The 20,540-nt window shown below is 69.8% G+C and carries 20 protein-coding genes and 2 riboswitches; of the genes, 6 read left to right on the top strand and 14 right to left on the bottom strand.

Annotation, left to right across the window (positions count from 1 at the left end):
- Positions 1 to 6: 6 nt before the first annotated feature.
- From U4Y91_RS30715 to U4Y91_RS30680, 8 genes are all read right to left on the bottom strand, one after another.
- A complete protein-coding gene (locus U4Y91_RS30715) occupies positions 7 to 333 on the bottom strand; it encodes a low molecular weight protein tyrosine phosphatase family protein (RefSeq protein ID WP_321808207.1) in 327 nt (108 codons plus the stop codon).
- Between the two features lie 36 nt (positions 334 to 369).
- Entirely contained in the window at positions 370 to 942 is a 573-nt protein-coding gene (locus U4Y91_RS30710) for a DUF1993 domain-containing protein (RefSeq protein ID WP_321808206.1), read from the bottom strand.
- A gap of 127 nt (positions 943 to 1,069) precedes the next feature.
- A complete protein-coding gene (locus U4Y91_RS30705) occupies positions 1,070 to 1,522 on the bottom strand; it encodes a YaiI/YqxD family protein (protein ID WP_044843557.1) in 453 nt (150 codons plus the stop codon).
- An 84-nt stretch (positions 1,523 to 1,606) separates the two neighbouring features.
- A complete protein-coding gene (locus U4Y91_RS30700; RefSeq protein ID WP_321808205.1) occupies positions 1,607 to 2,215 on the bottom strand; it encodes a vWA domain-containing protein in 609 nt (202 codons plus the stop codon).
- A gap of 68 nt (positions 2,216 to 2,283) precedes the next feature.
- Positions 2,284 to 3,372 carry an ATP-binding protein gene (locus U4Y91_RS30695; protein ID WP_321808204.1) on the bottom strand — a complete coding sequence of 363 codons (1,089 nt, stop codon included), beginning with the start codon at positions 3,370 to 3,372 and terminating at the stop codon, positions 2,284 to 2,286.
- Positions 3,369 to 7,181, bottom strand: a complete 3,813-nt coding sequence (cobN, locus tag U4Y91_RS30690; RefSeq protein ID WP_321808203.1) for a cobaltochelatase subunit CobN — start codon at positions 7,179 to 7,181, stop codon at positions 3,369 to 3,371. The genes U4Y91_RS30695 and cobN overlap by 4 nt, the downstream gene beginning before the upstream one ends.
- A 6-nt stretch (positions 7,182 to 7,187) precedes the next feature.
- Positions 7,188 to 8,285, bottom strand: a complete 1,098-nt coding sequence (cobW, locus tag U4Y91_RS30685; RefSeq protein WP_321808202.1) for a cobalamin biosynthesis protein CobW — start codon at positions 8,283 to 8,285, stop codon at positions 7,188 to 7,190.
- A gap of 25 nt (positions 8,286 to 8,310) precedes the next feature.
- Positions 8,311 to 9,369 carry a HoxN/HupN/NixA family nickel/cobalt transporter gene (locus U4Y91_RS30680; protein ID WP_044843562.1) on the bottom strand — a complete coding sequence of 353 codons (1,059 nt, stop codon included), beginning with the start codon at positions 9,367 to 9,369 and terminating at the stop codon, positions 8,311 to 8,313.
- A 185-nt stretch (positions 9,370 to 9,554) separates the two neighbouring features.
- Positions 9,555 to 9,818, bottom strand: a riboswitch (cobalamin riboswitch).
- Positions 9,819 to 9,943: 125 nt separating this feature from the next.
- Positions 9,944 to 10,180, top strand: a riboswitch (cobalamin riboswitch).
- A 169-nt stretch (positions 10,181 to 10,349) separates the two neighbouring features.
- On the opposite strand from U4Y91_RS30680, the gene cobA reads away from it, so the two are divergent.
- Genes cobA through U4Y91_RS30660 form a run of 4 tightly spaced genes read left to right on the top strand, consistent with a single transcriptional unit; the run spans position 10,350 to position 13,418 of the window.
- Entirely contained in the window at positions 10,350 to 11,099 is a 750-nt protein-coding gene (gene cobA / locus U4Y91_RS30675; protein ID WP_321808201.1) for a uroporphyrinogen-III C-methyltransferase, read from the top strand.
- Positions 11,096 to 11,473: a cobalamin biosynthesis protein gene (locus tag U4Y91_RS30670; RefSeq protein ID WP_321808200.1), complete on the top strand. Its 378-nt coding sequence runs from the start codon at positions 11,096 to 11,098 to the stop codon at positions 11,471 to 11,473. Before cobA ends, U4Y91_RS30670 begins: the two co-directional genes overlap by 4 nt.
- A gap of 34 nt (positions 11,474 to 11,507) precedes the next feature.
- A complete protein-coding gene (gene cobO / locus U4Y91_RS30665) occupies positions 11,508 to 12,110 on the top strand; it encodes a cob(I)yrinic acid a,c-diamide adenosyltransferase (protein ID WP_044843565.1) in 603 nt (200 codons plus the stop codon).
- Between the two features lie 3 nt (positions 12,111 to 12,113).
- Positions 12,114 to 13,418: a cobyrinate a,c-diamide synthase gene (locus U4Y91_RS30660; protein WP_321808199.1), complete on the top strand. Its 1,305-nt coding sequence runs from the start codon at positions 12,114 to 12,116 to the stop codon at positions 13,416 to 13,418.
- A gap of 35 nt (positions 13,419 to 13,453) precedes the next feature.
- Here U4Y91_RS30660 and bamE read toward each other — a convergent pair whose 3' ends face one another.
- Positions 13,454 to 13,993, bottom strand: coding sequence for an outer membrane protein assembly factor BamE domain-containing protein (gene bamE, locus U4Y91_RS30655; RefSeq protein ID WP_321808198.1), 540 nt, complete (start codon positions 13,991 to 13,993; stop codon positions 13,454 to 13,456).
- A 170-nt stretch (positions 13,994 to 14,163) separates the two neighbouring features.
- Positions 14,164 to 15,327, bottom strand: a complete 1,164-nt coding sequence (locus tag U4Y91_RS30650; RefSeq protein ID WP_321808197.1) for a M20 aminoacylase family protein — start codon at positions 15,325 to 15,327, stop codon at positions 14,164 to 14,166.
- 354 nt (positions 15,328 to 15,681) lie between these two features.
- Between U4Y91_RS30650 and U4Y91_RS30645 the strand changes: the two genes are divergently transcribed.
- Both U4Y91_RS30645 and U4Y91_RS30640 read left to right on the top strand, forming a co-directional pair.
- Positions 15,682 to 16,752 (top strand): type IV toxin-antitoxin system AbiEi family antitoxin, encoded by a 1,071-nt coding sequence (locus U4Y91_RS30645; RefSeq protein ID WP_321808257.1) that lies wholly within the window; start codon positions 15,682 to 15,684, stop codon positions 16,750 to 16,752.
- Positions 16,721 to 17,626, top strand: coding sequence for a nucleotidyl transferase AbiEii/AbiGii toxin family protein (locus tag U4Y91_RS30640; RefSeq protein ID WP_321808196.1), 906 nt, complete (start codon positions 16,721 to 16,723; stop codon positions 17,624 to 17,626). The genes U4Y91_RS30645 and U4Y91_RS30640 overlap by 32 nt, the downstream gene beginning before the upstream one ends.
- 42 nt (positions 17,627 to 17,668) lie before the next feature.
- Here the strand turns inward: U4Y91_RS30640 and U4Y91_RS30635 are convergent, their stop codons facing one another.
- The 4 genes from U4Y91_RS30635 to U4Y91_RS30620 all read right to left on the bottom strand — a co-directional run bounded on the left by U4Y91_RS30635 (position 17,669) and on the right by U4Y91_RS30620 (position 20,494).
- Positions 17,669 to 18,091, bottom strand: coding sequence for a PIN domain-containing protein (locus tag U4Y91_RS30635; protein ID WP_257773187.1), 423 nt, complete (start codon positions 18,089 to 18,091; stop codon positions 17,669 to 17,671).
- Complete coding sequence (vapB, locus tag U4Y91_RS30630; RefSeq protein WP_044843570.1) at positions 18,088 to 18,354, bottom strand: type II toxin-antitoxin system VapB family antitoxin; 267 nt, start codon at positions 18,352 to 18,354, stop codon at positions 18,088 to 18,090. The genes U4Y91_RS30635 and vapB overlap by 4 nt, the downstream gene beginning before the upstream one ends.
- A gap of 284 nt (positions 18,355 to 18,638) precedes the next feature.
- A complete protein-coding gene (locus U4Y91_RS30625) occupies positions 18,639 to 19,655 on the bottom strand; it encodes a GNAT family N-acetyltransferase (RefSeq protein WP_321808195.1) in 1,017 nt (338 codons plus the stop codon).
- Positions 19,655 to 20,494, bottom strand: coding sequence for a formyltransferase family protein (locus U4Y91_RS30620; RefSeq protein ID WP_321808194.1), 840 nt, complete (start codon positions 20,492 to 20,494; stop codon positions 19,655 to 19,657). The genes U4Y91_RS30625 and U4Y91_RS30620 overlap by 1 nt, the downstream gene beginning before the upstream one ends.
- Positions 20,495 to 20,540: the final 46 nt, after the last annotated feature.

Raw genomic sequence — 20,540 nt, 5'->3', positions numbered from 1 at the left:
CGCGGCTCACGCGCGCAGCAATGGCCCGGCCTTGCGCTCGAGCAGCGCGACCAGTTCGGGCTGCATGTATGCGTAGCGGTCGGGGATGTCGAGACAGACGATCTTCTTGTGCTTCAGCCGGGCGCCGAATTGGGCGGACAGCTTCGCCTTGTGCGCGCGTTCCATCACGAACACGATCTCGGCCCATTCGAGCTGTTCCGCGGACAGACGCGTATCCGCGTCGGGCGCGAGGCCCGCGGAGTCGGTTTCGACGCCCGGCCACGCGGCGAACACCGCCTCGGCCGTCGGGCTGCGCAGCCGATTGCGGCTGCAGATGAACAGGGCGCGTGTCATGCCGGTGCGCGGCGGCGGGTTCGTCCGCTCAACCGTTCAACCCTGCGGAATCGTGCCGGGCCGCACGTAGGCCAGCATGTGCGGCACGTAGTCGGCCTTGCCCAGCTCGACGCCGTGATGGCGCAGGATCGCGTACGCGGCGATCGAATGAAAATAGAACTGCGGCAGCGCCCAGTCGCGCACGTACTGCTCGCCCGTCATGTCGAACGCGATGCCGTTCGGCAGTGCGAGGGCGATCGGCAGCGCGGCGCCGCCGTCGAGGGCGTCGGGCGCGAGTTCGCCGAGGAACGCGATCGTGCCGGCGAGGATGCCCTGCGCGTCGCCCAGCGTGCCGGGCTGCGCATCGGCATGCCAGCCCGCTTCCCGCAACGCCAGCAGCGCGTCCGGCAGCGGTTCGCCGCGCAGCCGGTAGACGGGTTCCATGGCCTGGAAGCACGAAAACCGCACCTGCGCGGCGAGCGGATACATGTCGGGCGCGAGCTTCAGCGTCAGCACCGCATCGGGCGCGTGGCCCCCGGCCTGCCGGTGCGCCACGGCCTTGTCGAGCCACGCGGATTGCGCGCGCAGCATCTGGGTGAACGTTGGAACGAGAAGTTGAGTCGGTGACATCCATGCCCTCCGGTGGGTCGTTCGCGCCACGACATCGATGCCGGGGCAGCATCCGTATTCTGCCGTAGCGGACGGTTCGACGCGAAACCGGTGACGTATCGCACGACCGACGCGCGGGCCTGACGTGTCACGGCTTGCCGTGGCGTGCCAGGAACCGGTCGAGCTGCGACGCGAACGCCTTGCCGTCGCGTGCGCTGAACGGGGCCGGCCCGCCCGTATCGATGCCCGCGCTGCGCAGCTGATCCATCATCGCGCGCGTCGACAGGCGCTCCTCGATGTTCTCGCGGCTGAACCAGTTGCCGCGCGGGTCGAGCGCATGCGCGCCCTTGTCGAGGACGGCGGCGGCCAGCGGGATGTCGGCGGTGATCACGAGATCGCCGGCGGCCGCGAGCTCGACGATCCGCGCATCGGCCACGTCGAAGCCGGCCGGCACCTGCAGCGCCTTGATGAACGGCGACGGCGGCGTGCGCAGGAACTGGTTCGCGACCAGCGTCACGCAGATCTCGGCACGACGCGCGGCGCGAAACAGCATGTCCTTGATGACGGCGGGACACGCGTCGGCATCGACGAGTACTTGCATGGCAGGCATTCCGGTGAGTAGAAACGGCGATCATAGCGCAGCGCGGGCGCTCGGCGCGCCCGGCCCGCGCGCCCGATCATCGGATCAGCCGGCCAGCCCGGGGCACAGCGACGCGGCCGTCATCCATTGCGCCCCCCATGCATCGGCGAGCCGCCTGCCCTGCCCGAGCCGCACGGCTGCATCGTCGAAATCGACGAACACGACGTGATCGGCGGCCGCCGGTTTCGGCGGCGTTTCGCGCGTGCGCCCATCGGACAGCACCCACAGCCAGCGCTGCTGGTCCGGCGTGCGCCGGGCGGCGCGGGCGAGCAAGTGCGCGGCGGCGGCAATGCCGTCCGCAAGCGGCGTGCCGCCGCCGCCGTCCACCGGCTCGAGCCAGCGCGCATTCCACCAGCGCGGCACGGCCGGGCCGAAGTGCCGCGCGGCGCCGTTGCCGCCGAAACAGATCAGCGCGGTTGCCACGCGGTCGCGCGCGGCCTGGTCGAAATACGCGACGATCAGCCCTTTCGCGAGCGCGAGCCGTTCGTGCGACAGCATCGACGCCGAACAGTCGAGCACGAAGCAATGAAGTGCGCGCGGCGTGCCGGCCTGCTTGCGGAAACGCAGGTGGTCGGCGTGCAGCGGGCCGCCGCGCTTCGCGGCAAGCGTCGCCGGCCATGCAACGGCCGTGCCGGCACGCACCGTACCCGGCACGCGCGCGGCAGCGCCTGGCTGCCATCGAGGACCGCGAACGGTGTTCGCGGCGGCGTCGGCTCGATGGCTCAGCGTTTTTTTAGCGGCAACGGCACCACGCTTTTCACGTCGCGCAGTCCGGCGGACTCGGGCGGCAGGTAGCCCCAGTCGCCTTGCGACGCCGTTGCATCGTTTCGTGCCGCGCCCGGTCGATGATCGGGCTGCCGGCGCAGGTCCGGCGGCGTAGGGTCGTCGCGGTCGCCGCCGCCCTCTGCATTCGACTGCGACGCGCCTGAAGACGGCGGCGCACCCGCATGACGCCGATGCCGCAGCACCGCGTCGGCCACGCGTTCGACATGTGACACCGTCACCGCGTCGGCCTGTTCCAGCGCCGCGAGCGCGCGCGCGGCGCGCAGCATCACGAGGTCGGCGCGCAGGCCGTCGACCGCCGCGTCGATGCACAGCGCGCTGACGCGCGCGTGAACCGCATCGTCGAAATCCAGCGTCGACAACTTTGCCCGCGCCGCGTGGATCCGGTCGCGGAGGTCGCGCTGTGCAGTCGCGTGACGTGCACGAAACGCGCCCGGATCGAGATCGAACGCGAGGCGCGCCTTCACGATCTGCTCGCGCTGCGGGGCGTCGAAGCAGTTCCCGAGTTCGACCATCAGCCCGAAGCGGTCGAGCAATTGCGGGCGCAGTTCGCCTTCCTCGGGGTTCATCGTGCCGACCAGCACGAAGCGCGCGTCGTGCGCATGCGACACGCCATCGCGCTCGACCACGTTCACGCCGCTCGCGGCGACGTCGAGCAGCGTATCGACGAGCCCGTCGGCGAGCAGGTTCACCTCGTCGACGTACAGCACGCCGCGATGCGCGCGCGCGAGCAGGCCCGGCCGGAAGCGCACGCCGTTTTCCGCGAGCGCATGCGCGAGATCGAGCGTGCCCGTGACCTGCTCGTCGCTCGCCGACAGCGGCAGCGTGACGAATGCCCCTTCGGGCAGCAGTTCGGCGAGCGCGCGCGCGGCGGTCGATTTCGCGGTGCCGCGCGGCCCGCTGACGAGCACGCCGCCGAGCGACGGGTCGATCGCCGCGAGCAGCAGTGCCTGCTGCAGCGGTTGCTGCGCGACCAGCGCCGCGAACGGGAACACCGCGCGTGCTTGCTGCGTCGTCGGATCGGTCATCGCCGTCCTCCTTCCTGAAGTTGTTCGCTGTCGAGCCAGACCGCTTCGATCCGCTCGCGATAGTCGCCCGGCTGCTGCCACAGCCCGCGCTGCATCGCTTCGACGAAGCGTTCGCAGATGCCGTGCAGCGCCTTCGGGTTGTGGCGTTCGAGGAACGCGCGCGTGTCGTCGTCGAACAGGTACGCGTCGGCGACGAGCGCGTACTGGTGGTCCGACAGCACGCGCGCGGTCGCGTCATAGCCGTACAGGTAGTCGACGGTCGCGGCCATTTCGGCCGCGCCCTTGTAACCGTGACGCTTCACGCCGTCGAGCCATTTCGGGTTGACGACGCGCGAGCGGATCACGCGCGCGATTTCCTCGCGCAGCGTGCGCATCTTCGGCGCGACGGGGTTCGCATGGTCGCCGTGGTAGATGCTCGGCTGTTGCCCGGACAGGTGTCGCACGGCCGCCGTCATCCCGCCCTGGAACTGGTAGTAGTCGTTCGAATCGAGGATGTCGTGTTCGCGGCTGTCCTGGTTCTGCATGACGACGTCGATCGTCGCGAGCCGCTCGCCGAACACGTCGGGCGCGGGCTCGCCCGCGCTGTTCTGCGCGTACGCATGGCCGCCCCACTGGCGGTACGCATCGGCGAGATCGGCGTCGCTCTGCCAGCGGCGCTGGTCGATCAGGTCCTGCAGGCCGGCGCCGTAGCTGCCCGGCCGCGCGCCGAACACGCGCCAGCCGGCACGGCGCCGCGCTTCGTCCGGCGCCACGCCCCGCTCGATCCACGTTGCGCGTTCGCGCTCGACGCGCGCGCGGATCGGGTTCAGTTCCTCGGGTTCGTCGAGCGCGGCGACGGCCTGCACGGCTGCATCGAACAGGTGCATCAGGTTCGGGAACGCGTCGCGGAAGAAGCCGGACACGCGCAGCGTCACGTCGATGCGCGGCCGGTCGAAGATCTCGATCGGCAGGATCTCGAAGTCGGTCACGCGATGGCTGCCGTGCGCCCATTTCGGCCGCACGCCGAGCAGCGCGAACGCCTGCGCGATGTCGTCGCCGCCGGTGCGCATCGTGGCCGTCCCCCAGACCGACAGCCCGATCGCGCGCGGATAGTCGCCGTGATCCTGCAGATGACGTTCGATCAGCTGCTGCGCGGATTTCAGCCCGAGCGACCACGCGGCCTGCGTCGGCACCGCGCGCGTATCGACCGAATAGAAGTTGCGGCCCGTCGGCAGTACGTCGGGGCGGCCGCGCGACGGCGAGCCGCTCGGCCCCGGCGGCACGAAGCGGCCGTCGAGCCCGCGCAGCAACTGGCGCAGTTCCTCGCCGCCGCACGCGTCGAGCGCGGGCATCAGCGTCGCGCGCACGCGTCCGATGACGGCGAGCGTATGCGGCCAGTCGCCGGGCGGCGTCGTGCCGATCCCGGAAGCGCCGGACGTGCCGGCCGCACACACGCCGTCGAGCCACTGCTGCGCGAGCCGTTCGAGCCGCTCGCGCGTGTCGCCCGCATGGCGCCACGGCGATGTGTCGAGCGCCTGCAGCACGGCCGGCCGCGGGCCCGTCCACGGCGCGGCCCAGTCGGCCGCGAGCGGATCGAAATCGTCGCCGAGCGCGAGATCGCGCGCGAGCGCGCCGATCAGCCCCGCACGTTCGCCCTTGCCGTCGCCGACCGGAAAGCGCGCGAGCGCGAGCAGCGTGTCGCGGCGCTGACGGTTGGCCGGCGACGCGCCGAACACATGCAGCCCGTCGCGAATCTGGGCTTCCTTCAATTCGCACAGCCACGCGTCGACGCGCGTCAGCAGCGCATCTTCGTCGCCCGCATCGCGCGGCGGCGACACGCTCAGTTCGTCGTGCAGCCGGTGTTCGGCGATCGTCGCGAGGATCGTCTTGCGCAGCAGCTTCGCGCGCCGCCCATCGACCATCAGCGCCTCGTAGTATTCGTCGACCTGCCGTTCGAGATCCTGCAGCGGGCCGTAGTTTTCCGCGCGCGTGAGCGGCGGCATCAGGTGATCGACGATCACCGCCTGCGCGCGGCGCTTCGCCTGGCTGCCCTCGCCCGGATCGTTGACGATGAACGGATACAGGTGCGGCAGCGGCCCGAGCGTCAGGTCCGGCCAGCACGCGTCGGACAGCGCGACGCTCTTGCCCGGCAGCCATTCGAGGTTGCCGTGCTTGCCGAGGTGGATGACCGCGTCGATGCCGAACGCATCGCGCAGCCAGAAATAGAACGCGAGGTACGCGTGCGGCGGCACGAGATCCGCATCGTGGTAGCTCGCATAGTCGTTCTCGCCGCGCGAACGCGACGGCTGGATGCCGACGAACACGTTGCCCGCGCGCCAGCCGGCGATCGTGAAGCGCCCCTGCCGCAGCGTCGGGTCCGCGTCGGGCGGACCCCAGCGTGCGTTCAGCGCGTCGCGCACGGCGGCCGGCAGCCGCGCGAAATGCGCGACGTAATCGGCCAGCGCGAAACTCTGGAACGCCGGGCGCAATGCGCGCACGGCCGGGTCGTTGGTCACGCCTTCGGTGAGCCGCGCGATCAGCGCGTCGCCGTCGACCGGCAGGTCGGCCACGCTATAGCCCGCGTCGCGCAGCGCCGCCAGCACGCGCAGTGCGGACGCCGGCGTGTCGAGCCCGACGCCGTTGCCGATCCGCCCTTCGCTTTGCGGATAGTTCGCGAGGATCAGCGCGATGCGCTTGTCGGCATGGTCGAGCGTGCGCAACCGGCACCAGCCGCGCGCGAGCGCCGCGACGAACGCGATCCGTTCGGCGTCCGGCTGGTAGCGCACGACGTCGACTTCGGTGTGCGGGCAACGATATGCCAGCCCCTTGAAGCTCACCGCGCGCGTGACGATGCGCCCGTCGACCTCGGGCAACGCGATGTGCATCGCGATGTCGCGCGCGTGCAGCCCCTGGTTGTCGGCCACCCACGCGTCGCGGTTGCCGCCGGACAGGATCACCTGCAGCACCGGCGCGTCGCCGGCGAGCACGTCGGGCTCGGGGTTGTCGATCGCGCCGGCCGCGAAGGCCGTGGTATTCAGCACGAGCGCGACACCGTGCGTGTCGCACAGCCGCGTGATGACTTCGCGGCTCACGGCATCCTTCAATGACGTGACGGCGATCGGCAGCGGATTGAGCCCTTCGCGCACGAGCGCATCGGCCAGCGCGTCGAACACGGCGGTGTTCGCGGCCTGCCAGTGCGCGCGATAGAACAGGATCGCGACGACGGGCGCGCCGGGCGTCCAGCGCGGACGCCAGTCGTCGACGCTCGCCGGGTCGCGCGCCGGGTGATACAGCGCGGCGGCCGGCAGCGGGCGCGGCAGCTCGGGTTCGTCGCCGACCCCGAGCGTATGGAACGCGATGCTGCGCAGCAACGCTTCGGCGTTGTGCATCCCGCCTTCGCGCAGATAGCGCCACCACAACCGGCACAGGTCGGGCGCGACCGTGCTCTTCGCGACGAGGTTCGGATCTTCCTGCAGGTCGCCCGAGAACATCGCGAGCTGCTGCCTGCGTTTCGACGCGAGCGACACGGCCTGTTCGATCCCGTACGGCCAGTACGCTTCGCCGCCCAGATGATCGATCACGACCGTCTTCGCGTGACGCAGCACGTCGTCGACATAGAAATCGACCGACGCCGGCTGCCGCAGGAACGTGACGTTCGCGAGCCGCACGCTCGGAAAGCCGGCCGGCAGCTTCGGCACGACGCTGGCCAGCAGCGACAGCGTCGTGTCGGCCGAGCTCAGGATCACGATGTCGGCCGGCTGCTGGTCGATCCGGACGACGCCCTGGGTATCGTCGACGAAGCCGCCCGGCGTGGTGCGCAGCAGATGCATCGTGCGTTACGCCTGTTGCGGCTCGGCCGCGCACGCGACGTCGAACGCGCGCTGCAGCGCGGCCGCGTCGAGATCCTCGCCGATCAGCACGAAGCGGCTCGCACGCGGTTCGCCGTCCTGCCAGCGACGGTCGAAATAGCTGTCGAAGCGGCGGCCGACGCCCTGGATCACGAGCCGCATCGGCGCATCGGGCAGCGCCGCGAAGCCTTTCGCGCGGTAGATCGTGTGCGTCTCGACGACACGCTGCAGCGCGGCGATCGTCGCCTCGCGCGACCCCGCGTCGCCCGACACCACCACCGAATCGAACGCGTCGTGGTGATGGTCGTGATCGCCGTCGTCGGCCGAGCCGTGATGATCGTGCCGCAGGTGGATCGTTTCCTCCGATGCCGATTCGAGGCCGAGCAGCATCGCGAGGTCGAGCTCGCCGCGCGTCGCGCGCACGATCTTCACCTGCGGCGGGATCTCCTCGCGAATCGCGGCTTCGACCGCGGCGAACTGCGCGTCGGCGACGAGGTCGGCCTTGTTCACGATCACGAGATCGGCGGACGACAGCTGGTCGGCGAACAGTTCATGCAGCGGCGATTCGTGGTCGAGGTTCGGATCGGCGCGGCGCTGCGCGTCGACGGCCTGCGGGTTCTCGGCGAACTGGCCGCTCGCGGCGGCCGGCCCGTCGACGACGGTCACGACCGCGTCGACCGTGAAGCTGTTGCGGATCGTCGGCCAGTTGAAGGCCTGCACGAGCGGCTTCGGCAGCGCGAGGCCCGACGTCTCGATCAGCACGTGATCGATGTCGGCGCGGCGCTCGACGAGGGCTTCCATCACCGGATAGAACTCCTCCTGCACGGTGCAGCACAGGCAGCCGTTCGCGAGTTCGTACAACTGGCCCGACGCTTCGCTGCGGGCGCCTTCTGCGCCCTCGGCATCCTCGCAGCCGATCCCGCAGCCCTTGAGGATTTCGCCGTCGATGCCGAGCTCGCCGAATTCGTTGACGATCACCGCGATGCGGCGGCCTTCTGCATGCTGCAGGATGTGGCGCATCAGCGTGGTCTTGCCGCTGCCGAGAAAGCCCGTGACGATCGTGACGGGAAGCTTGCGTAGGGTCATGGTGGGTCCTGTGTCGAAAAGGGAGTCAGGCCGAGAGCGTCACGTCGATCTCGTCGTAGCGTTTGAGGCGGTAGATCGCGGCCGATACGATCCAGCACGCGACGAACAGGCCGATCACGACGTAGCCGAGCATGCCGAAATGCGATGCGACCATCGTCGCGAAATCCCATACCGGGCCCTGCAGCGAGAGTTTGTCCGCGAGCAGTGCGAGCACCTCGATGCCGCCGATTAGCGCGGCAACCAGCACCGACACGAACGTGATCGTCATGTTGTAGTAGATCTTGCGGATCGGCCGCACGTATGCCCAGCGGTACGCGCCCATCATCAGGATGCCGTCGGTCGTGTCGACGAGCGTCATGCCCGCGGTGAACAGCACCGGCAGCACCATCACCGACCAGAACGACAGGCCGCCCTGCACCTGCGTAGCCGAAATGCCGAACAGCGCGATCTCGGTCGCGGTATCGAAGCCGAAGCCGAACAGGAAGCCGACCGGATACAGGTGCCAGCTGCGCGACACGAGGCGGAACAACGGCCGGAACAGGCGAGCCAGCACGCCGCGCTGGTTCATCAGCATGTCGAGGTCGGCGTCGACGATCGGCTCGCCGCGGCGGGCCGCGCGAAACGTCCGGTACACGGAGATCAGGATCAGCAGGTTCGCGGCCGCGAGCACCAGCAGGAAGAACGCCGACACGCTCGTGCTGATCACGCCGCCCCAGGTCTTCATGCTCTCGAAGCGCGCGAGCGACGCCGCGGTCAGCGCGACCGCGACCGACATCACGATCACCACCGTCGAATGGCCGAGCGAGAAGAACAGGCCCGCGCCGAGCGGGCTGCGGCCCTCCTGCATCAGCTTGCGCGTGACGTTGTCGATCGCGGCGATATGATCGGCGTCGACCGCGTGGCGCAGCCCGAACACGTAGGCGAGCAGCGCGGTACCCAGCAGCACGGGCTGGTCGCGAAACGCGATGAAGGCCCAGATCCACGCGCCGACGTTGAATGCGACGAGCAATGAATAGATCGCGACGATTTTGCCGCGCAGCCCGGACGGGCTGTCGTTGAACAGGCGGAAGAACGAGTCGAGCATGATGCTCCTTTGCGAACGGTCGACATGATGAATGCCAACACGGCCGTCGTCGGCCCTGCCCGCGGCGCTGGCCGTTCTTCGCCCCGGCCCGCACGCGTGCAGCGGCTGACGGATCGGCGAAGGAAGGGCAACGCTCGGGCGTCCGGCGAACTGCGGCCGTGGACGATGCGCCGCCTCCCCGCGGCGCTGAACCCCAACGTTTCGGCCGGTATCCGGGCTGACGAACACGCCGCTTCGCCTTCCCGGATGCGCGGCATCCAGTGGCGGTCGTCCGCATGCGGCAGGCATGCGGCGAAGCGGCGCTGCATCGCGCTGGGCGCGACGCGTTCGCTTACCGTTGCGGGGGCAGCACAGGTTGGCCCGACTGCGGCGCAGGCAGGCTCCCTGTTTCCCGTTTAACTGCGCGCGCCGGAGGAGCGCGCGCGAGCACCGAAACGCGTGCGAGTGTAGGCGGCGGTGCGGGGAGCGTCAAGGCGGAACGGCCCGCCGCGGCGCGTTCGGGGTGGCAGCGGCATCGCGCCGGGGGCGTTTGCGGCGCCCGCGCGGCGGGTTCGCGCGGGCCGACCGCTGTGCTATCGTATGCGCCGCGTTCGGTGCTCGCATGCGCATTCCGCGCACGCAGTTAAACGGGAAACAGGAGGCGGAAGTCCGTCCGGCCTGTGCTGTCCCCGCAACGGTACGCCGCCCGCGCGCCGCGGTTCCCCCCGCACGCGCCCAGGCCGCCCGCGATGCCACTGCCCTTCAGCGGGCGGGAAGGCTGCGGCCTGGCAAGCGGCCAGCCCGGATACCGGCCGACGCAAGGGGCGAGCCCGCTGCTCGCCGAACGCCCGATCCGCGGGGGACGGATGGGATGCGCTTTCCGCCCGCGTTCGCGCGGGCTTCGCCCGATCCGTCATGCCTTGCCTGTCCGCCGGCCGCCGATGTGCCGCTCGCTGTCCCCTTTCCACTGCTACGACACGGTGTGCGCCGTGCCGCGTCCGATGAGCCGCGCCTGGCTCGTCGGCGCCGGCCCCGGCGACGCCGATCTGTTGACGCTGAAGGCCGTGCGCGCGATCGCCGCGGCCGACGTGCTGCTCGTCGACGATCTCGTGAACCCCGATGTATTGCGCCATGCGCGCGCCGATGCGCAGATCGAGCACGTCGGCAAGCGCGGCGGCCACGCGTCGACGCCGCAGGAAGCGATCGTCGCCGCGATGCTCGCGCATCTGCGCGCGGGCCGCAGCGTCGCGCGGCTCAAGGGCGGCGATCCGTTCGTGTTCGGCCGCGGCGGCGAGGAGCTGCTCGCGCTCGGCGCGGCGGGTTTCCCGGTCGAGGTCGTGAACGGCATCACGGCCGGTATCGCGGCCCCGGCCGCGCTCGGCATTCCGGTCACGCATCGCGGCGACGCGCAGGGCGTGATCTTCGTCACGGGCCACGGCGCGGGCGCCGACGAGCCCGACTGGCGCGCGCTGGCCGCGACGCGGATGACGATCGTGATCTACATGGGCATACGCCGGCTCGACACGATCGTGGCCGCGCTGCGTGACGGCGGCGTGCCCGGCGACATGCCGTGCGCGGCGATCGAGAACGCGACGCGCGACGGGCAGCGGCACGCGCTCGCGACGCTCGACACGGTTGTCGAACGCGTCGGCGCCGCCGGTATCGGCTCGCCCGCGATCGTCGTGATCGGCCGCGTCGCGGCACTCGCCGACGATCCGGCGGTGCGCGCGGCGCTCGGCGGCCGCGCATGATGCGCGTCGCGCTCGGCGTCGGTTTCCGCGCGGGCGTGACGGCCGCGCAACTCGATGCCGCGATCCGCGCGGCGCTGGCGCGCTACCCGGACGCCGAGCCGGCCGTCGTCGCGACGCTCGCCGACAAGGCGCGGGCCCGGCCGCTGCGCACGCTGTGCGCACGCCGCGGCTGGCCGCTCGTCGCGTTCGACGCGGCGCAGCTCGCGCAGTGCGCCGAACCGGCGTTGAGCGGCCCGTCGGCCGCCGCGCTCGCGCGTTTCGGCGTCGCGGGCGTGGCCGAGCCGTGCGCGCGGCTCGCGGCGCCCGATGGCCGGTTGCTCGGCCCCAAATCCATCCGGGACGGCGTGACGGTCGCGCTCGCCGGCCCGCTCTGAACCTTTTGTTTCGCTTTCGACAGGACGATTCCCGATGAAGACCGATGCCGAATCCCATCAGCGGATGACCGAACGCCGCCGCGCCGGCCATGAAAAGAAGCAGGCTGCCGCTACCCAGGAAAAGGGCCTGCTGATCGTCAACACCGGCAACGGCAAGGGCAAGAGCACGGCCGCGTTCGGCATGGCCGTGCGCGTGCTCGGCCATGGCATGCGGCTCGGCGTCGTGCAGTTCATCAAGGGCGCGCTGCACACGTCCGAGCGCGACTTCCTCGGCGCGGTCGCGCAATGCGACTTCGTGACGATGGGCGACGGCTATACGTGGAACACGCAGAACCGCGACGCCGACATCGCGACCGCGCGCAAGGGCTGGGACGAGGCGCGCCGGATGATCGAAAGCGGCGAGTACCGGATGGTGATCCTCGACGAGCTGAACACCGTGCTGAAGTACGAATACCTGCCGCTCGACGAAGTGCTCGCGACGCTCGTCGCGCGCCCGGAATCGGTGCACGTCGTCGTCACCGGGCGGCATGCGCCCGATGCGCTGATCGATGCGGCCGACCTCGTCACCGAAATGCGGCTCGTCAAGCATCCGTACAAGGAGCAAGGCGTGAAGGCGCAGCCCGGCGTGGAGTTCTGAGCGATGCCGGCCTGCCCCGCGCTGTTCGTCAGCGCGCCCGCGTCCGGCCAGGGCAAGACGTCGGTGACGGCCGGCCTCGCGCGGCTGCACCGGCGGCTCGGCCGGCGCGTGCGCGTGTTCAAGACCGGGCCGGATTTTCTCGATCCGATGCTGCTCGAACGCGCGAGCGGCGCGCCCGTGCATGCGCTCGATCTCGGGATGGTCGGTGAAGCCGGCTGCCGCGCGCTGCTCGCCGATGCCGCGCGCGACGCGGACCTGATCCTGATCGAAGGCGTGATGGGCTTGTTCGACGGCACGCCGAGCAGCGCCGATCTCGCGACCGCGTTCGGCGTGCCGGTCGTCGCGGTGATTTCGGCGAAGGCGATGGCGCAGACGTTCGCGGCGGTCGCGTTCGGGCTCGCGCGATTCCGGCCGGCGGTGCCGTTTCACGGCGTGCTGGCGAACCGCGTCGGCTCGCCGCGGCATGCGGAACTACTGCGGCAGGCGCTGCCGGACGACCTGCGCTGGCTCGGGCACGTGCCGGCCGATGCGGGCATCGCGCTGCCGGAACGGCATCTCGGCCTGCACCAGCCGGCCGACATCGACGATCTCGACGCGCGGCTCGAGCGTGCGGCCGACGTGCTCGCGCAGACGGCGCTCGCCGAATTGCCGCCTGCCGTCGCGTTCGCGGAACCGGACGTCCACGCCGCGCTGCCGCGCGCGCTCGCCGGCAAGCGGATCGCGATCGCGCGCGATGCCGCGTTCTCGTTCATCTATCCGGCCAATCTCGCGCTGCTCGACGCGCTGGGTGCGCAGCTGACGTTCTTTTCGCCGCTTGCGGACGAACCCGTGCCCGACGATTGCGACGCGCTGTTCCTGCCGGGCGGCTATCCGGAGCTGCATGCGGCGACGCTCGCCGCGCATGCCGTGACCGCGCGGACGATTCGCGCGCACGCGGCGGCCGGCCGCCCGATCGTCGCGGAATGTGGGGGGATGGTGTATCTGTGCGAATCGCTGACCGACGTGGACGGCGCGACGACGCCGATGCTCGGCCTGTTGTCAGGCCATGCGACGATGCAGCGCCGGTTCGCGGCGCTCGGGATGCAGCAGCTGGACACGCGCACCGGGCCGATGCGCGGTCATACGTTTCATTATTCGCGGCTCGATACGCCGCTGGCGCCGGTGGCGACGGCTGCGCGGCCCGACGGGGCGCCCGGAAGCGGCGAAGCCGTTTATCGCGCGGGCCCGATCGTCGCGACCTACATGCACATGTACTGGCCGTCGAATCCGGAGATGGCGGCCGCGCTGTTCGGCGGCACGGCATTCTGACGAAAAATACCCTGGGACACCGCGCGGCCGCGCGGTCAGGGTTTTTCGCGGCCCGGCGCTTCCGAGCGCGAAGTCCGGATCACGGTGCCGTCGGGGGAGAAATGCGCGTTGAACATCGCGTCGCCCGATACGCCGCCCTCGGCCCAGTGCCAGCTCCACACTTGCTCATGGCTCAACGCGTATTGCGCGACCTCGGTCGGCTTGCCGAGCAGTTGCCGTACGTCGTCCTTCGACATCCCCGGCACGACCTTCGCGATGTTCGCCGCCGTCAGCGCCTGCGTGATCGACACGAGCCGGCCGTCGGGCCCGAAATCGAGCATGTACGTGCTCGTGCCGTACGGGCCGCGCGGATACTCGAACCGCTGCGAGCCGTCGTCGCCCTGCCGGACCATCTCGGGCTTGCCCGCCTGGCGCAGCACGTCCTCGGTCGTCGAGACGCCCGGCTGCAGATTGCCGAACGCCATCGGATCGGGCTTGATCGCGTTTACCGCGTCAGCCACCTTCTGGTCGTCGCACCCGGCCGCCAGAACGCCGACCGCGCAAGCCGTCAGCACGGTCAGAAACTGTTTTCGCATGTTGTCCACACCTGTATTCATCGAGCCGATCCGGCGTCGCGCGCAGCGTAGCACGCGGCCCGTGCCGTCGATGTCAAGGAGCGTCAAATTCACGCGTAGCCCGCGCCCGCGGCTTCACGGTCGCGCGGGCGCGCACCGGGCGGCGGTGCCCACGTCGATGCGCCGCGGCGTCATACCAGGAATGTCTCCGCCAGCTTGACCCAATACGATGCGCCGATCGGCAGCGCCGCGTCGTTGAAGTCGTAGCCGGGGTTGTGCACCATGCAGCCACCCTCCCCGTCGCCGTTGCCGATGATCAGGTAGCAGCCCGGCCGCTTCTCGAGCAGGAACGCGAAATCCTCGCTGCCGGTGAGCGGCACCATCCCGTCGATCAGGTTCGCTTCGCCGACCCACCCGCGCGCGACGCCGCGTGCGAACGCGGTCATCTCCGCATCGTTGACGAGCACCGGGTAGCGACGCTGGTAGTCGATCGTCGCGGTCGCACCGAACACGGCCGCCTGCGCGTGAACGACTTCCTTGATGCGTGTCTCGAGCAGGTCGCGCACCTCGGGCTTCAGCGCGCGCACGGACAGGCGCATCTGCGCGCGGTCGGGAATCACGTTCGGCGCCTCGCCCGCGTGGATCGCACCGACCGTGACGATCGCCATGTCGAGCGGCGATACGTTGCGCGAGACGATCGTCTGCAGCGCGATGACGATCTGCGCGCACACGACGACCGGGTCGGTCGCCTTGTGCGGCACCGCGCCGTGGCCGCCGCGCCCCTGCACGTCGACGGTCACGGTATCCGACGATGCCATGAACGGCCCCGGCAGGAAGCCGAACTGGCCCGTCGGGAAGCCCGGCATGTTGTGCATCGCGAAGATCGCGTCGCACGGGAACTGCTCGAACAGCCCGTCGTCGAGCATTTTCTTCGCGCCGCCGAGCCCTTCCTCGGCCGGCTGGAAAATCAGGTTCAGCGTGCCGGAAAAGCGGCGTTCGCGCGCCAGGTGCTTCGCGGCCGCGAGCAGCATCGCCGTGTGGCCGTCGTGACCGCACGCGTGCATCTTGCCGGGGATCGTGCTCTGGTACGGCAGGCCGGTCGACTCGTGGATCGGCAGCGCGTCCATGTCGGCACGCAGGCCGAGGCGCTGCGTGCCATTGCCCACCTTCAGCTGCGCGACGACGCCCGTGCCGCCGAGCCCGCGCTGCACCGTGTAGCCCCACGCCTGCAACTGCCCGGCGACGAGATCGCTCGTCGCGAATTCCTCGAAGCCCAGTTCGGGGTGGGCATGAATGCGGTGCCGGATCTCGATCATTTCGTCGGCGAGGCCTGCGGGGATCACGCTGTGCGTCACGGTATCGTCTCCTGGGTTCCGTGGGGAATGTGCAGGCAAGGATAGTCGGTTGAGCAGCAACCGGACAGACAGAAAGTCGTCGTAGCGACAACCTGGAGTTGCCGGCCTGCCCTCCGGCACACGACGAATCGCACGACGGGAGGAAACCGGCCATTCGGGCGACTGCCGTCCACGATCGGGATGCGCGACACTGCGAGTTCGTCTTGATTTTTCAGGTGGGAGTGCACGTTGATTTCCGTTCGTCATTCCGGAATAATCCCGTCACATCAAAGGGTTGAGCGTTCTTGTTCATTTTTTGACTGCCGTACATTTTTTGTGTACGCTGGCAGGAAAGTGAACAAGCGATCCACCCCGATGCCCGAGAATGCCACCCTGCCGATAGCGGAACAGCACGTGCTCGACGAAGCCTGCGCCGCGTTCGAACGCGCGACCCGGCGCTTCCATGCGCGGCCCGTGCGCGTGCCGGCCACCTATAACGAGCATGCCGACGCGATGATCCGTTTCGCTATTGCCGGGCAGGCCTTCGAGATGCCGGCGGCGGTGAGCGTCGGGGTCGAATCGGTGCAGGACGCACGCGCGGCGCTGCGCCGGCGCGGCGGCGCCGCGCTGCCCGGCGAGCGGCCGCTGATGCTGGTTGCGCCGTACGTATCGGTCGAGCTGGCCGCCCGCCTGACCGATCAAGGCATCCCGTTTCTCGATACGGCCGGCAATGCGTGCCTGATCCAGCCGGAAGCGACCGTGATGATCTCCGGCCGCCCGAAACCCGCCCGCACGCCGCGCCGGCAGGCATCGCGCGCGACGACGCCCAAGGGGCTGGCCGTGATGTTCGCGCTCGCGACGCAGCCGGGCCTCGTCGCGCAACCGTACCGGGCGATCGCTGCCGCGTCGGGCGTCGCGCTCGGCACGGTCAATCTCGCGATGGACGACCTGCTCGCGCGCGGCCTTGTCGCGCAGCGGCGCAACGGCGAACGGCTGATGCCCGACTGGCCGCGCTTCATGCAGGAATGGGTCGCGCTGTATCCGAGCCGCCTGCGCGCGAAACTGCCGGCCCGGCGGTTTGCCGGGCTCGCGCCCGACTGGTGGCGCGGCTTCGATTTCGCGTCATTCGACGCGCGGCTGGGCGGCGAACCCGCGGCCGACTTGCTGACGCACGACCTGAAGCCGGCCGCGATCACCGTCTATACGCATGGCGCCGTGTCGAACCGCCTGCTGCTCCAGGCGCGCCTGCGCCCGGACGAGCGTGGCGACGTCGAGCTGCTCGAAGCCTTCTGGCCGCCGTCGCCGGCGCTCGACTGGCGCGAGCAGGACGTGCCGCTCGTGCCGCCGCTGCTGATCTACGCGGATCTCGTCTCGTCCGGGGACAGCCGCAATCTCGCCGCCGCCGAACACATCCATGACCGATACCTCGCCCGCCCGCCCGCTTGAAGTCGACTCGCGCCGGCCGCTCGAGCCGGCGGCGGTCGCGCTGCTGCAGGCGGTCCGCGCGGCCTGCGCGCAGCTCGACGCGGCATTCGTCGTCGCCGGTGCGACCGCGCGCGACATCCTGATGTGGCATGTCCACGGCATCCGCCCGGTGCGTGCGACGCGGGACGTCGACGTCGCGGTGTGCGCGGTGAGCTGGCCGTTTCACGAACGGCTCGTCGATGCGCTCGTCACGACCGGGCAATTCGCGCGTGCGCCGAAGCATCAGCAGAAACTGCTGTTCGACAGCGGGACGCAAGGCTTTCGCACGGAACTCGATCTCGTGCCGTTCGGGCCGCTCGAAACACCACCCGGCGAAATTGCGTGGCCGCCTGGCGGCGATTTCGTGTTGAATGTGCTGGGCTTTCAGGAGGCGATCGATACGGCGCTGGTCGTGTCGATCGCGGCCGACGTCGAGGTGCCGGTGGCGAGCCTGTCAGCCCTTGCGCTGTTGAAGTTGCTCGCGTGGAAGGACCGGCGCGCGCGCCAGAACAGCGACGCGTACGACCTGTTGTTCCTGCTCACGCATTTCCACGACGCAGGCAATCGCGAGCGCATCTGGGAGGTGGCGCCCGACCTGCTCGAGCAGCACGGTTTCCAGCCTGAGGTGGCGGCGGCTGCGCTGCTGGCGCGCGATGCGCAGCGGATCGCTTCGCCGCAGACATACGATGCGATCCGCGCGCTGTTGGCCGACGAAGCAATCTACGCGACGCTCGGGCAGGATCTGCAGGCCCGCGCGTTCGCGCTGCTGCCGGGTGAATTCAGCGCTGACGCCGACCGGTATCTCGACGCGTTCCGCAGCGCCTTCCTCACGGATCCGCCTGTTCCTCGCGCGTGACGTGCGACCGCGCGAGCGCAACGCCACCGCGCATTCACAACCTCAGGCCGAGGCCGCCCAGTCTTCGAGCGACAACCCCGCGACGCGGCCGAACTCGCGACGATTGTTCGTGACGAGCACGGCACCGGCCGCGATCGCGTGACCGGCGATCGACGCATCGTTTGCGCCGATCGGCGTGCCGCGCGCGGCAAGGTCGGCGCGAATCGCCGCCGTTGCATCGACCGCCGCGGTATCCCACGACAGCACGCCGTCCAGCCGCGCGACAAAGGCCGTCACGAGTTCCGCATGCTTCGGCGATGCCTTTCTGCCGACCGCGCCGAACCGCATTTCGGCATAGGTAATCGCCGACACGACGATCCGGTGCTGCGCATTGACGCACGACTGCAGCCGCGACAACACCACGGGCGGTCGCTCGCGCATGATGAACGAACAGATGTTCGTATCGAGCATGTAGAGCGTGGTCACCGGCCCGACTCCGTCGGTGCAGCGTCATCGGCGCCGGACAAGTCGAAACGGCCGGATTCGACGACAGCCGGGCGCTCGACGAGGAAGTCGGCATCGGCCAGCGGTTCACTCGCGAGCGACAGCCACGTCGGCCGCACCGGCCGCAGCAGCAGCGTGTCGCCCTCGCGGCGGATCTCGAGTTCCGTCACCCCCTCGAATTCCATGTCCTTCGGGATGCGGATTGCCTGGTTACGGGCGTTCTTGAAAATGGAAACGGTGCGCATGAGCCACTCCAACGGAGTACGATGCACCCATTCTAGGCATATGCTGGCATATGTCAATATCTGGCGGCGCGGATACGGGATCGCGCCTGATGCTGTCGCGGGTGTGCTTGCCATGTCGTCACGACCTGTCTGCGATGAGGGAGCGGCCATTCTTCCTCATGTCGCCCACCCGATCCATATCCCGAACGGCCGATGCGCGCCCCTTCAAGCCGCGCGAAACGTCGACGCTTGCGAATCGACGCATCGACGCGTCGACGCCTCGACACTGCGCGCCCCCGTCCCCGTCACGGCAACCGGAAAGTGTCGAAGAATGTTTCGCGCTCCATCACGGTGAGCGCCGCGCGCTTGTGCGGGAAATCGAACTCCTTCAGCGTATGGAACCCGAGCCGGTGCATGTACGCGATATGCCGCACGTGATCGACGCGCGGCTCGCCGACGAGCCGCTGCGTGCGCGGTTCGTCGACGAACATGTAGTGCAGCACCCCGCTCCACCATGCATGCAGCTTGCCCGCGCTCTGGAAGCGCGAGTCGCCGATCAGCAGGTGCAGCCCGCGATCGTAGTCGTGCGCGTCGTAGAACGGCGCGAGGCGGTCCTCCTTCGCCCAGTAGAACTCGAAATAGCCGAACGGCGTGTCGTCGAAATAGCCGATCATCGGATGCATGTGCGGATCGGCGAGCCGCTCCGCGAGATACGCGGCGTGCTCGTCGAGCGTGCCGCGCTGATCCCAGAAATGCGCGACGCGCTCGAGGTTCATCCAGTCGCTGAACAGCGGCGCATGCGCATCGATGTCGACGGTGCGCAGGCTGAACGTCATCCCGACCTGCGGCATGTAGCGCGCATAGATCTCGTCGGCCGGCGACGGCGGCCGCACCGGATGCCGGTGGCCGTTCGTGATCGTGTAGCGCAGCGGCATCCCGCCCGACGCGGGGGCCTTCAGCCACGGCCGCGGGTTCTGCCAGAACGTCGCGCGCGATGCGGTGAGGCGCAGCCGGTCGCCCGCGATCCGCGCGCCGTCGATCACGCCTTCGCGCACCGCGCGCGCGACGTACGACGCGACGGCCGCCGGATCGGCGCTGCCGAGCGACACCGACACCGTCGCCGCGTCGTGCCGCGTGTCCGTGTTGAACAGCGCGACGAATTCCGCGAGCAGCGCCGCCGGCGGATCGCCGGGCCGCCACGCGTCGAGCGTGCGCTCGACGGCGGGCGGCTCCTGCCCGTGCGCGGCACCGTCGAGTGCCGCGGCCACCTCGCCTTCGACCGCGTCTGCCGCATTGGCCGGTTTCGTCAGCGTGTCTTCCATCACAGTGCTCCCGCGTCGTGGCGGTCGGCGAGGATGTGCAGCCCCTGCTCGAGCGCCGGAAACAGGCTGCGCTGGAAGTTGTTCCAGCGCAGTTCGAGAATCGTGTCGTCCGGCGCGATCGGCGTGTCGAGCACGTCGCAGATCACCTCGCCGGAATCGATGCCGTTGTCGACGTAGTGGAACGATGCACCCGTCATCGTCACCGGTTCGACGCGCGAGGTCGCGCCGCTCGCCCAGTCGATCCGTTCGCCGCGCGCGCCGTGCAGCGCGTCGAGCGTCGCCCACGCACCGCGCCGCTGGTACGGCGAAGCGTCGGCCGTAATGCCGGGGTGGATGTTCGCGATGCGGCGGTGAAAGCGTGCGCCGGGACGCACGAGCTCGTCGAGGATCACGAGCAGCCCGTCGAGCACGACCACGTCGGCGTCGAGTTCGAGCAGGCGTTCGAGCAGGCGGCGCTCGAACGCCTGCTTGCCCGCCACGCGCTCGCGCGCGTCGCGCGGCAGCCGGCGGTACGTCGACGCAATCGTGCAGAACAGTTCGTCGACCGGCCGGCCCTGCACCGTCAGCCCGTCGGGCAGGAGCCACGGGCGGCCCGGCGTGCGCGCGAAGCCGTAGTCGGCGACCTTCGCGCGGTCGGCCGGCGAGCCTGCGTCGTCGTCGACGATCACGCCCTTGAGCGCATAGCGTTCGCCGAGCGGCGAGTCGTTCAGGCGCTCGACGAGGAATTCGAGCGGCGCCTTCATGTAGCGCGTGCCGCCCTGGTAGGCGACCGGCTGGCCGGCGCGATCGGCCGCGCCGTTGCGCAGCGACTGGATGTAGACGAGATTTTTCTTCGGCATGGAGGCGTCGTGGAAAAAGCGGACGACGGCGCCGCGGCCCGCCCGC

This window comes from Burkholderia sp. BCC1993, from assembly GCF_905339865.1.
GTDB lineage: Bacteria > Pseudomonadota > Gammaproteobacteria > Burkholderiales > Burkholderiaceae > Burkholderia.
This window is presented reverse-complemented; position numbering and strand designations above follow the sequence as displayed.